A 12,514-nucleotide genomic window follows, 5' to 3' on the forward strand; every position below is an offset into this window, starting at 1 on the left:
GAGGCCAGGCGTAGCATGCGGGGGTGGAACGAGGGTGGGTGCGGCCTCGTCCCGCCCTCGACCGGCGGCTCGACGGCGCACTCGTACACCGGCTCACCTCGCTCGTGGCGACGACAGGCTACGGGAAGTCGACCGTTCTGGCCGGTTGGAGCCAGGCCGTGGGTGCGGTGCTGCACCGCCTCGGGAGCGCCGACCGTGACCTGCCCACGCTGGCCGCGAAGGTGGCCGCCGCGGTGGCGGGCAAGGTGCCCGATCTGCCCGCCGAGCTGGTGACGGCGGCGGGGGCGCCGCTCGGGCCCGGCGCCGACGAGCCGTCCAGGGCGGCGGCGCTGGCGGGCGCGCTGGCCGAGGCGCTGGCGCGGCGGCTGCGGCGGGGGCTGGTCCTGGTCTTCGACGGGGTCGAGGTGATCGCGGACGCGCCGGGTCCCGTCCGTTACGTGGAGACGCTCGTACGTGCCGCGCCCCGCCACCTCCATGTGGTCACCGCGTCGCGGGCGCCGCTGCCGTTCCCGACGGCCCGGCTGCGCCAGGACCACGAGGTGCTCGACCTGGACGCCACCGATCTCGCGCTGACGCCGGAGGAGACCGCCGCCTGGGCGCGGGCCCTGCTGGGCGAGGCGGGCGCGGACATCGCGGCCGAGTTGCACCGTACGTGTGCCGGCTGGCCCGCGGCCGTGCAGGCGGCGCTCGACGCGCTGGCCCGCGAGGATCCGGCCGCCTGGCGCGGCACCGTGGCCGGACTGACGGCGAACTCCGCCACGCTCGACCGGCTCACGCTGGCCGCGTTCGAGGACCTGCCCGCCGCCATGCGGGAGCTGCTGCGCGCCGCCACGGTGCTGCCGGTGCTGACGCCGGACCTGGCCGGGGCGCTCGGCGCGCCGCCCGACACGCTGGACGCGCTGGCCTGCCGCGGCCTGTTCCTCGAATTCCTGGAGCCGGGCCGCGAGAGCTGCCGGCTGACCTCGCAGGGCGGCCAGGTGCTGGCCAAATATGCCCCGCTGGACCGGCACGAGGCGCACGACGTGGCGGCGGTCGCGGCCCGCTGGTACGTCGAGCACGACCAGCCCGAGCTGGCCCTGCGCGCGGCGATCTCGACCGCCCACCCCCTGCTCGCCGCCTCGCTCCTCGACGCCCACGGCCCGCGCCTGGCCGAGCGCGGTGACGTGCCGGCCGCGCTGGAGCTGCTGCCCGAGTCCGCCAGGCGCTCTCCCCCGATGCTCAAGCTGGCCGGCTTCGCCGAGCAGAACCGCGGCCACTGGACCAGGGCCCGCGAGCTGCTCGCCCAGGCCGCGGAGGGGCCGGCGTTCGACGCCTCCGTGGCCAGGCGGCTGGCCTTCATCGACCACATGCGCGGCGAGCTGGACCGGGCGCTGGCCATGTACGAGCAGGGTCACGCCTTCGGCCTGCCGCCCGCCGACGCGGCCATGTGCACCGCCTCGATGGCCTCGGTGCACTGGCTGAAGGGCGACCGGGTGTCCTGCGCCGAGCTGGCGGACAAGGCGCTGGAGCAGGCCAGGAGCCTGGGCGATCCGGCCGCGCTGGCCATGGCCAACACCGTCCTCGCCATGCTGGCCGCGCTCGACGGCGACCGCCGCGCCAACGACGCCTACTACCTGCGGGCGCTGGCCTACGCCGAGCGGGCCGGCGACCTGGTCCAGCTGATCCGCATCCACGCGAACCGGGCTTCTCGCCACCTGGACGAGGCCGCGTACGAGGACGCGCTGGCCGAGACGGAGATCGCCGGCCGCCTGTCGGATCTGGTGGCCTTCGCCCCCTTCGCCGCGCTCAACGTGGCCAACCGCGCCCAGGCCCTGGCCCGGCTGGGCCGCCTGGAGGAGGCGCTGACCGAGGCCGCCGACGCGGTGGCCCGGTGGGAGGCGATGGGCTCCGGGCTGACCGGCACCGGCATGAATCAGCTGGCCGCCGTGCACGCGCTGCGCGGCGACCGCGGGGCGGCGGTGGCGCTCTACCGGCGGGTGATCGCCCAGGCCGAGCCGTCGGGGGAGGTGCAGGCGCTGTCGCACGCGCTCAACGGGCTGGCCGGGCTGCTCGCGTACGAGGATCCCGACGAGGCCGCCCGCGTCGCCCGGCAGGCGCTCCGGTACGTCGGCGGCATCGCCGGGGTGGCGGCCAGGCTCGCCGCCGTACGGGTGGCGCTGGCGGCCGGGCGGCGCGAGGAGGCCAGGGCGCTGCTGGCGGAGGCCGAGCCGGTCGCGGTCGGCCGCAGGGACCACGCCGCGCAGGCGGCCGTCGCGGAGCTGCGCGCTGAGCTGGACCGCGACGCCGCGTTCGCCGACGAGGCGGTGCGCCGGTGGACGATGCTCGGCGATCCCGTCGGCCGGGCCAGGGCCGAGCTGGTCAGGGCCGCGCTGGCCGATCCCGCGACCGGCGTCGAGGTGGCCGTGGCGGTGCGCGAACGCATGCACGCGATCGGCTGCCGGGAGCTCGACGACCGCATCGACGCGCTGGTGGCCCGCGCCGCTCCCCCGCGCCAGGCCAAGGTGGTCGTCGCGACCATGGGAACGTTCCGCGTGCTCAGGGGCGCGGTGCCGGTGCCGCGTACGGCCTGGCAGTCGCGCAAGGCGCGTGACCTGCTGAAGATCCTGGTCAGCCGCAGGGGCGGCGCGATCGGCAGGGAGCGGCTGGTCGAGATCCTCTGGCCGGAGCAGGAGGACCAGGCGGTCGGGCTGCGGCGGCTGAACGTGATGGTGTCCACGCTGCGCGCCGTGCTGGATCCGGGGCACGAGTGGCCGGCGGACGAGATCGTGGTCTCGGAAGAGGGAGCGTTGCGGCTGGAGCTGGCCAACGTACAGGTCGATGTAGAGATATTTCTTGATCTGGTGGCTGAGGCCGTGCGACTCGATCAGGCCGGACGTCCGGCGGAGGCGCTGGAACGGTGGGCGGCGGCCGAGAACGCGTACGGCGGGGAGTTCTGCGAGGAGGACCCCTACGCCGACTGGGCCGTGGGCCTGCGCGAGCAGGCCCGGCTGGCATACGTGCAGGCGGCGGCCAGGCTCGCCACCGAGCGGGCCGGCGCGCACCGCTACGACGAGTCGGCCCGCTACTGGCTGCGGCTGCTCGAACGCGACCGCTACGACGAGCGCGCCCACCTCGGTCTGGTACGGGTGCTCGACCTGGCGGGCCGGCGCGGCGACGCCCGCAGGCGCTACCAGTTCTACGCGGAGCTCATGCGCGAGCTGGAGGTCGAGCCCGCGCCGTATCCGACCTAGGCACCCCGACCTGAACCAGACCTGAACCGCCCGGCGAGATCGTGCACAGATGAGAACGGTCATCGTCCGGCTGGTCGAGCCCGAGCAGTCCGGCGGCCAGCTCCGCGGGCTGCTCGAAGAGGTCGGAGGCGAACCGGTGCCGTTCAGCGGCCCGGAAGCCGTCATCGAGATGCTGATGGTGGCCGCGGGACTACACAGAGATCCGGCCTGAACCTCCCGCGAACACCTCTCGCCACGATGGGTGACGAGAGGAGGCACGATGAGCGAGCACGGGAGCTGTTGGCCGTTCGTCGGGCGAAGGGGGTCACTCACGACCGTACGGGAGGCGTTGCGGTCGGGAGCGGGCATGATGATCGCCGGGGCGGCAGGGGTGGGCAAGAGCAGGCTGGCGGCGCAGGCCGTCGCCGGGCTGCCGGGATACGCGGTGGTGCACGCGCTGGGGACGGAGACCGCTGCGGCGATCCCGTTCGGCGCGTTCGCGCACGTGCTGACGGGGCCGCCGCGCAGCGGCGAGAACCTGCTGCGCTGGGCGGCGCGTCATCTGCGCGGGCAGGCGGGGCGGCGGGGGCTGCTGGTGAGCGTGGACGACGCGCAGCGGCTGGATCAGGCGTCGGCGGCGCTGGTGCACTATCTGGCCGAGAGCGGGGAGGCGCAACTGCTGGTGACGGTCAGGTCGGAGGAGCCGCACCCGGCTCCGGTCACCGCCCTGTGGAAGGACGAGCTGCTGCGGCGAATCGAGCTGCCGCCGCTGACCGTGGCGGAGGTCGGCCAGGTGCTCGAAGCGGCGCTCGGCGGGGAGGTCGCGGCGCGGACCGTACGGCAGCTCGCGGGGATGAGCGAGGGGAACGTGCTCTACCTGCGCGAGCTCGTGCACGCGGGGCGCGACTCCGGCTGCCTGGCCGAACGCGGGGGCGCGTGGCGCTGGCGGGGCGAGCCGGCCATGACCACCCGGCTGCGCGAGCTGGTCGGCGACCGGATCGGCCACCTCGACCAGGACGAGCGCGAGGTGCTTGAGCTGGTGGCGTTCGGGGAGCCGGTCGGCATCGAGCTGCTGACCGCGCTCACCTCGGCGCGGGCGGTCGAACGGGTCGAGGCGCGCGGCCTGGTCGTGACCGTGACCGACGGCCGGCGCGAGAACCTGCGGCTCGGCCATCGGCTCTACGGCGAGGTGATCCGCGGCGACTGCGGCACCCTGCGCACGCGGCGCCGGCTGCGGACGCTGGCCGAAGGGCTGGAGGCGACGGGGCTGCGGCGGCGCGAGGACGGGCTGCGCGCGGCCGTGTGGCGGCTGGACAGCGGCTCGCCCGCCGATCCGGCACAGCTCACCTCGGCCGCGCGGCTGGCCTGGAGCCGGCAGGACCCCCGGCTGGCCGCCCGGCTGGCCAGGGCCGCGATCGACGCGGGCGCGGGCGTGGGGGCGGTGGCGGTGCTCGGCGAGGTGCTCACGGTGCTGGGCGAGACCGGCCCCGCCCTGTCGGCCCTGTCGGCGGTGTCGATGCCGACGTCGGTGCCGCTGTCGACGTCGGCGGAGGCGGCTGGGGCTCTAGCAGTTGCCGGGGCTTGGGCGTCGATGACCGAGGGCGAGCGGGCGCAGCACGCGTGCAGTCTGGGGATGAACCTGGCATGGGCGGGCGCGGACGCCGAGGCGTGCCGGGTGCTCGACGCGGCGGTCGCGACGCTGACCGAGCCGGGATGGCGGCAGGAGGCGTACGTCTACCGCGCCGTCGCCGACTGCTTCGCCGGCCGGATGGGCGGCGCGGCCGAGTCGCTGGCCGAGGCCCGCGCCTGCGCGCCCGGCACCGCCCGCGGCCTGGCGCACGCGTTGGCGCTGCGGACGTGGGTGGACGCCTACACGGGCCGCCCGGAACGCGCCCTCGCCGCAGCCGGACGGACGGCAGAAGATGGGCCGGACCGGGAGGAGTCCGCGCACGCGTTGCCGACGCTGCTCGACGCGCTGTGTGCCGCGCAGTTGTTCCGCGGGCGGCCGGAGGAGGCGGCGCGTACGGCGGAGCGGGGGATGGAGCTGCCCGCCGCCGAGCTGCCGGTGACCGGGTTCGCGGCACACCTGGCGATGGCGGCCAGGTTGCGCGGGGACGCGGCGGAGGCGGTGCGCCGGTGCGGGGACGACCTGGCCAGGCTGCCGGAGCGGGAGCCGTACCTGGGACGCTGCCTGGCCGAGCAGGCGCACGCGTTCGCGCTGCTCGGCAGGCTGGGGGAGGCCACGCGGGCGCTGGCCGAGGCCGAGGAGGCGGCGGCCAGGTGGGCGTTCACCCGGCAGCACGTGCTGAGCGCCGCGGTCTGGGTGGCGGCGGCGGGCGGCGACGTGGCCGGCGCCGTACGGCGATGTCTGGCGGCGGCCGAGCACGCGGAGCGGCACGAGCTGCGCGGCCACCTGATGTTCGCGCTGCACGACCTGGTCCGCCTCGGGGCCGCACCCGCCGCCGTGGAGCGGCTGCGGGAGCTGGCGTCCCTGGTGGAAGGGCCGCTGGTGCGGCTGCTCGCCCGGCACGCGCGGGCGCTGGGGGATCCGGCCGAGCTGCGGGAGGTGGCCGGGGAGTTCGAGCGGCTGGGCCTGCTGCTGCACGCGGCCGAGGCCACGGCGCACGAGGCGGCGGCGTACCGGGAGGCGGGGCGCGGCACCCTGGCCAGGGGCGCACGGACGCGGGCCTGGGCGCTGGCCAGGCGCTGCTCGGGCATCAGCACGCCGGCGCTGATCGAGCTGGCCACGCCCGAGCTCACGCCGAGGCAGCGGGAGATCGTCCAGCTCGCGGCCTCCGGGCTGACCAACCGGCAGATCGCCGACCGGCTCACGCTGTCCACCCGGACGGCGGCCAACCATCTGCAGGCCGCCTACGACAAGCTCGGCGTGAACGACCGCACCCAGGTGGCCCGCCTGCTGACCGTCCTCTGAGCAACCGGCCCGCGCGGGCCGTCCCACGTCGGGACGGCTTGTGCGAGTCGGCTGCGCGGCGGGGTCAGACGAGTTTCAGCAGGGCGTCGTACAGGGTGTCGCGTTCCCGCTCGGACAGCACCCCGTACGGCGCTGCGGCGCGCCGGTTCGTCTCGGTCTCGATCGCGACGCGCTCGGGCCCGTCCCGCAGGCCGACGATCTCGGTGGCGGACAGGCCCGCCGCCGCCCACGCCGCGGCATGGGCGTCGGCCCGGTGGTAGCGCAGGACGGCGAGCCGGTTGAACAGCCGCAGCCCGAGCCCCGACCCCTCCGGCTCGTACGGCGGCGCCACCAGCTCCAGCGCCCCGCCGGGCAGCCGCTCGGCGGCGTCGAGCACCCGGCCCACCAGCTCGGCCGGACCGGCCAGGTCGTGGCCCGCCCAGACGCGGCCGACGGCGGCGGCGTGCAGGTCGTAGAGGCGGTGCACGAACGCGAGACCCTTGCCCGTCAGCCGCAGCAGCCCGTCGCCGTCCTCGGTCAGCGTGCCCTCGTCGAGGTGCTGCCGGAGGGTGTGTTCCTGGTCCGATGCGTACCGGTAGAGGGCGGCAAGGCCCGTGCGGGGCAGCGGGCGGAGGGGGAGGGTGAAGCGCAGGTCGTACAGGTAGGCGGGAGTCAGGCCCGAGGTCGCGGCCAGGTCGGCGAGGGCTGGGGCGGCCGAGGCGTGCACGTTGACGTGGGCGACGTTGATGACCGGGGCGATTTCCGCCGCATACTCCGACAAGTCCCGAAATTTAGGCATCAGCGGCGATTATCCGGGTTACCGCGGCGAGAAGAGAGGTTTCACGTGAATCGGGATCAACGCCCGGACCGCCGGGCCGGCGTGGAATGCTAGGCCCATGGCGCTGCCGTTCCGTCTCGCCCGCACCGCGGTGTTCGCCGTCGTGTGCCTCGGGCTCGGCGTGGCGGCTCACGTGCTCGGCGGCTCGTCCGTGCCCGCTCCGGCCATGGTGGTGGCGCTGGGACTGGCGTTCGGAGCCGCGTACCCGCTGGCGGGGCGTGAGCGCTCGCTCGCGCTGATCCTGCCGCTGCTCGCCGGCCTCCAGGTGCTGCTGCACCTGCTGTTCAGCCTGTCCCACACCGTCTCGCCGGCAGCGCCGGCCCTCCACCTCCACTCGGGGCTGGTGCCGGGGCTGGGCATGCTCGCCGCCCACGGCTGGGCGGTCGGGCTGACCGCGCTCTGGCTGGCGCGCGGCGAGGCCGCGCTCTGGGGGCTGCTGCGCCGCCTGGCCGTGCGGTTGCTGGTCATCGTCCGGCTGCCACTGCTCGTCACTCCTTTCTCCGCCTCCCCGGGCACGCCCGAGCCGCGCGTGCTGCGCTCGGCCGTGCTGCGGCACGTCGTCAGCAGAAGGGGCCCGCCGCGGGCCGTCGCCGCCTGACCTGCGGGTCCGGCAAGACGTTCTCCCCTCTCAGACGACCCCCGCCGCCCGGCTGGGTCTGCTTCGGCATGCCGGGCGGAGAAAGGCTTTGCCATGTTCGTTCGACATGCCCTCGTCCTCGCCACCGCCGCGGTGGCGCTGACCGCCTGCGCCGGCACCTACGACCCCGCCGCGAACGCCGGCGCGCAGTCCACCGCGACGGCCACGGCGTCGGCCCAGGCCGCCGCGCCGGCCACCGCCCCGGCCGCAGGGGCCGGGCTGAGCATCACCGACCCCTGGGTGAAGACCACGAAGAAGGGGATGACCGCGGCGTTCGGGACGCTGGTCAACAACGGCACCGCGCCCGTCACCATCGTCTCCGGCGCCTCCCCGCTGTCGCCCATGATCGAGCTGCACGAGGTCGTCGACTCCGGCGGCAAGATGGTCATGCGGCCCAAGGAGGGCGGGTTCGTGGTGCCCGCGGGCGGCACCCACGAGCTCAAGCCCGGCGGCGACCACATCATGCTGATGGGCGTCACCGAGCAGGTGCGGCCCGGGGCGAAGATCCCGTTCACGCTGCAGGTCCAGGGCGGGCAGCCGCTGGAGTTCACCGCCGTGGGCAAGGACTTCGCCGGCGGCGAGGAGGACTATCAGCCGGGGCACAAGTGATCAGCCGTAGAGGGTTGATCGCCGGCGGCGCCGTCACCGCCGCCGGCGTGCTCGGGCCGCACCGTTCCGAGCGGCAGGTGATCAGGCTCGCCTCCACCGAGGTGACGCCGTTCCACGGGACGCACCAGGCGGGTGTGGCCACGCCGCCGCAGGCGCACGCGGTGTTCCTCGGCTTCGACCTGCTGCCGCGCACCCGTAAGGAGGCGATCGTCCGGCTGCTGCAGCTCCTGACCGACGACGCGGCCCGCCTCACCCAGGGGCGGCCCGCGCTGGCGGACACCGAGCCCGAGCTGGCCGCGACCCCGGGCGGGCTCACGTGCACGTTCGGGTTCGGGCCGGGGCTGTTCGCGGCGGCCGGGGTGGACTCGCCGGTGGCCGCGCTGCCCGCGTTCAAGACCGACCGGCTGGACAAGCGGTGGAGCGGAGGTGATCTGCTGGTCCAGGTGTGCGCGGACGACAGCGTGAGCGTGGCGCACGCGGTCCGGATGATCGTGAAGGACACGCGCTCCTTCGCCCGCGTACGGTGGACGCAGCGCGGCTTCCACAGCCCCACCCGGCGCAACCTGATGGGCCAGATCGAGGGCACGGGCAACGCCACGGACCTCGACAAAGCCGTCTGGATCGGACAGGGCCCGCTGCGCGGCGGCACCACGATGGTGCTGCGCAGGATCCGGATGAAACTGGAGACCTGGGACGCCGCCGATCGGGTGGCCAGGGAGTTCACCATCGGGCGGCGGCTGAGCGACGGTGCGCCGCTCACCGGCGCGGCCGAGCGCGACGCGCCCGACTACGCCCGCAAGAACGCCCTCGGGTTCCCGGTCATCTCCGAGTTCGCCCACATCCGGCGGGCGCACGTGGCCGATCCCGCGTTGCGGCTGCTCCGGCGGCCCTACAACTACGACGAGGGGCTGAGCGCCGAGGGCGAGTCGGACTCGGGGCTGCTGTTCGCCTGCTTCCAGGCGGACGTCGGCAAGCAGTTCGTCCCGGTGCAGCGCATGCTGGCCGAGGGCGACCTGCTGAACGAGTGGATCAGCGCGATCGGATCCGCCGTGTTCGCCATCCCGCCGGGGTGCGCGCCCGGCGGCTGGATCGGGGAGACCCTGCTCTCCTGATCGCCCGGCAAGGCCGCCAGGAGGGCTCGCTCACCTTGACGGCCGGGGAAGGCCGCCGTCCTAGCCGTACCTGCCCGTCGGGGCCGGGCGCAGGGCGGCGGCCAGGTCGTCGGCCAGCGGCTCGATCTCCTCCTGGGTCAGGGTGGAGACGGTCAGGCGCAGCGCGGGCGGCGAGCCGATGCGGTTGCGCGCGCCGGGCGCGCACGCCCAGCCGCGGGCCAGCAGCCGGGTGATCGCGGTGGTCTCGTCCGCGACGGGGATCCACACGTTCAGCCCGCTGCGGCCGTACGCGGTGACGTCGCGCGTCGCCAGCGCCGCCACCAGGCCGTTCCTGCGCAGCCCGTACGCCGCCGCGACCGCCGCCGTGTCCACCGCGTCCGTCCGCCAGAGGTGGGCGACGGCGCGTTGCAGCAGGTGACTCACCCAGCCCGCGGCCAGCCGCTGCCGCCCGCGCAGCCGGTCCAGCGTGACCGGGTCGCCGGCGATCAGGGTGAGGCGCAGGTCGGGGCCGAACGCCTTGGCCGTGGAGCGGGTGTGGACCCAGCGCGCGGTGGCCCCGGCCAGCGAGTACGGCGGCAGGTCCACGAAGCCCGAGCCGTGGTCGTCCTCGATCAGCAGCACCTCGGGACTGACCGCGAGCAGCGCCCGCAGCTCCCGCGCCCGTGCGGCGGACAGGCACGCTCCCGTCGGGTTCTGGGCGCGCAAGGTGATGACCACGGCCCGCGCCCCCGCCTGCAGTGCCCGCGCGAGCTCGTCCGGCAGCGGGCCCTCCTCGTCCAGCCGCATCGGCACCGGGCGCAGCCCGAGGACGGCGACCAGGTCGAGCAGGGCCGTCCAGCCCGGGTCCTCGACCGCGACCGCGTCGCCGGGACGCAGGTGGGCGGTCAGCATGCGTTCGACGGCGTCGAGGGTGCCCGAGGTGACCGCCAGCGCCTCGGCCGGGACGCCGTCCGCCCGCAGCCGGGCTCCGGCCAGGGCGATGAGCTCCTCGTCGTCGCCGGTGCCGTACATGGCGGGGCTCTCCTCGTGCGCCCGCGCGGCGGCGGCGAGGGCCTCGCGCAGCGGCGGCAGCAGGGAGGGGTCGGGGTTGCCCTTGGACAGGTCGCGCACGCCCGGCGGCACTTCGATGCGGATCTCCTCGCGGAACGTGCTGGCCGGGCGCGGCCTGACCCGCGTCCCGCGCCGTCCCGCGGTCTCCACGACGCCGCGCTCGCGCAGCAGCCGGTACGCGGCCGCCGCCGTGCCGGGGCTGACTCCCGCCCGCTCGGCCACCTCACGCACCGGCGGCAGCACCGCCCCCGGCGGCAGGCGGCCCTCGGACACGGCGATCTCGACGCCGGCCGCTATCTCGCTGGCCGTTCTGCCGGTGAACGGATATGTTTCTAGCACAATGTTAATTATGTACTAATACAAAGAGGTTCGCATGCTCATCAACCCATGGGACGCCGCCAGGGACGAGAACGAGTGGCGTGAATGGCTGCGTACGCGCGACTTCGGCCAGATCGCGGTCAACGGCGTGGACGGCGCGGCCCCCGTGGTGGTGCCGACCCACTTCCTGTTCGACGGGGACGAGATCGTGCTCCACCTGGCCCGGCCCAACCCGATCTGGGCGGCGCTGGAGGCCAACCCCGCGGCGCTGATGAGCGTGTACGACGACTACGCCTACATCCCGAGCGGCTGGCGCGGCGACTCTCCCCAGACGGGCGTGCCGACCAGTTACTACGCCTCCGTCCAGCTCGACTGCCTGGCCGAGATCGTGGACGACGGGGAGGGCAAGGCGGAGATCCTGCGCCGTCAACTGGCCCACCACCAGCCGGCCGGCGATCACGGCGAGATGGCGGCCGACGCGGGGCCGTACCACAAGAGGTTGTCGGCGCTGCGCGGGCTGCGGCTGCGGGTGGTGGAGGTGCGGGCCAAGTTCAAGTTCGACGACCACCGGCCCGAGGTGCGCGAGCGGGTCTCGGCCGGGCTGGCCGAGCGCGGCCTGCCCACCGACGCCGGCGCGCGGGCCCGGCAACTCGGGCGCGCGGCCGGCGGCTGAACAGGGGCTCCGCGGAGCGGTTTTCCACATGATGCACAGTCTGTGGATAACCGGCCTTGCCTGTGGATAACGTCGTTTCCAGCCTCTGGCCGAACGGCTCCCGCGGCCGCCCGTCCGCCGGTGACGGCCACGACCTGCGGCGACCCCTTGGCCCGACCTCGGCAGGGAGTGTGTTTTCCCAGGTCAGGGCCGTGCCGTCGGCGAGCAAGGAGTATCCGTACCACACCTCAAAAGCTGCCTGAAACGGCGGCGCGGAAGGGGCCCGTACCTGTATGGGGACGGGTACGCGCCCCTCCCCGGCCGAAACCCCACACCCTGTGGACGAACGGCCCGGTCGAGCGGCCTTCGTCACCAGTTCCAGTACGACCGCGCCTCGGACTTCCACTCCTTCGGGAAGTACTGGTGGATCTTGAACGCCATGCCCTTGCCCCGGGCGATGTACTGGTCGCGTTCGAGCTTCCTGGCGATCGGCTTGCCAGGGTTGCCCCGGTTGTCCCACCAGGACTCCCACTGCTTGACGCAGGTCTGGGCGCCGAGGTACTGGTTCGAGCAGGAGGCTGGCGGCGACCAGATCTGAGTGTGCCCGAAGTCGATGGTCTTGCCCGACGACTGCTCGGTGATCGTCCCCCACGCCTTCATGCAGTAGCCCTGCGCGGGGATCGCCCACTTGACGTAGTGCTGCCGCCCCGACGTGGCCAATGTCGTGAGATTTCCGCACTTGGCGTCACCGATCTGCTCCTTGGTGACCCGCACGGTGTAGTAGGTGCCGTTGTCACGCCAGCCGTCCAGCATCAGCCAGTCGCCGCTGTGGACGAACTTCTCGGCGTAGGAGGGCGGCCACTTCTTCGGGTCGCCCCAGCTGATCTCCGACGTCGTGGCCGACAGGGGCTTCCAGGTCCACTGCCCCGCCGCCTGCCCGTCGGCCCAGTGCTGGCCGGCGCTGCGCGCGCCGAACATCGCGTACTGGCCGTAGTTCTCCGCCGCCTGGGCCGGGCTGCTCAGGCCGGCCAGCACGGTGACGGCCCCGACGATGACGGCGGCGGCGGTCCTTACGCTCAACTTCTGGATCATCACCGGCGAGATGGTACCGACGGGCCGGTGCGACGTCCGTCGGATCAAAATCTCTCGAACTGATCGGCGGGACCCCGGCGCGAAAC

At 74.5% G+C, this 12,514-nt stretch carries 10 protein-coding genes; 7 read left to right on the top strand and 3 right to left on the bottom strand.

The annotated features are described in order from the left end of the window. The first annotated feature begins 23 nt into the window (after positions 1–23). The 3 genes from B0I32_RS52500 (at position 24) to B0I32_RS52505 (ending at position 6,141) form a co-directional block, all read left to right on the top strand. Positions 24–3,230, top strand: a complete 3,207-nt coding sequence (locus B0I32_RS52500; protein ID WP_146178650.1) for an ATP-binding protein — start codon at positions 24–26, stop codon at positions 3,228–3,230. Positions 3,231–3,279: 49 nt separating this feature from the next. After that, a complete protein-coding gene (locus B0I32_RS58495; RefSeq protein ID WP_181308760.1) occupies positions 3,280–3,441 on the top strand; it encodes a hypothetical protein in 162 nt (53 codons plus the stop codon). 135 nt (positions 3,442–3,576) lie between these two features. Next, a complete protein-coding gene (locus B0I32_RS52505) occupies positions 3,577–6,141 on the top strand; it encodes a helix-turn-helix transcriptional regulator (protein WP_106252663.1) in 2,565 nt (854 codons plus the stop codon). Between the two features lie 64 nt (positions 6,142–6,205). On the opposite strand, the gene B0I32_RS52510 is transcribed toward B0I32_RS52505, so the two are convergent. Then, complete coding sequence (locus tag B0I32_RS52510) at positions 6,206–6,901, bottom strand: hypothetical protein (RefSeq protein WP_106252665.1); 696 nt, start codon at positions 6,899–6,901, stop codon at positions 6,206–6,208. Between the two features lie 115 nt (positions 6,902–7,016). Here B0I32_RS52510 and B0I32_RS52515 point away from each other — a divergent pair, with 115 nt between their 5' ends. The 3 genes from B0I32_RS52515 (at position 7,017) to B0I32_RS52520 (ending at position 9,316) form a co-directional block, all read left to right on the top strand. Continuing rightward, positions 7,017–7,556 (top strand): MFS transporter, encoded by a 540-nt coding sequence (locus tag B0I32_RS52515; RefSeq protein ID WP_106252666.1) that lies wholly within the window; start codon positions 7,017–7,019, stop codon positions 7,554–7,556. Positions 7,557–7,649: 93 nt separating this feature from the next. Continuing rightward, positions 7,650–8,204, top strand: a complete 555-nt coding sequence (locus B0I32_RS60665) for a copper chaperone PCu(A)C (RefSeq protein WP_181308762.1) — start codon at positions 7,650–7,652, stop codon at positions 8,202–8,204. Then, complete coding sequence (locus tag B0I32_RS52520) at positions 8,201–9,316, top strand: Dyp-type peroxidase (protein WP_245956683.1); 1,116 nt, start codon at positions 8,201–8,203, stop codon at positions 9,314–9,316. Before B0I32_RS60665 ends, B0I32_RS52520 begins: the two co-directional genes overlap by 4 nt. Positions 9,317–9,376: 60 nt before the next feature. Here B0I32_RS52520 and B0I32_RS52525 read toward each other — a convergent pair whose 3' ends face one another. Then, positions 9,377–10,705 carry an aminotransferase class I/II-fold pyridoxal phosphate-dependent enzyme gene (locus B0I32_RS52525; protein WP_106252669.1) on the bottom strand — a complete coding sequence of 443 codons (1,329 nt, stop codon included), beginning with the start codon at positions 10,703–10,705 and terminating at the stop codon, positions 9,377–9,379. 34 nt (positions 10,706–10,739) lie between these two features. On the opposite strand from B0I32_RS52525, the gene B0I32_RS52530 reads away from it, so the two are divergent. Next, positions 10,740–11,357, top strand: a complete 618-nt coding sequence (locus B0I32_RS52530) for an FMN-binding negative transcriptional regulator (protein WP_106252671.1) — start codon at positions 10,740–10,742, stop codon at positions 11,355–11,357. A 348-nt stretch (positions 11,358–11,705) separates the two neighbouring features. Here the strand turns inward: B0I32_RS52530 and B0I32_RS52535 are convergent, their stop codons facing one another. Beyond that, a complete protein-coding gene (locus B0I32_RS52535) occupies positions 11,706–12,416 on the bottom strand; it encodes a hypothetical protein (RefSeq protein WP_106252732.1) in 711 nt (236 codons plus the stop codon). Positions 12,417–12,514: the final 98 nt, after the last annotated feature.

This window comes from Nonomuraea fuscirosea (assembly GCF_003001935.1).
In the GTDB taxonomy this organism is placed as follows: domain Bacteria; phylum Actinomycetota; class Actinomycetes; order Streptosporangiales; family Streptosporangiaceae; genus Nonomuraea; species Nonomuraea fuscirosea.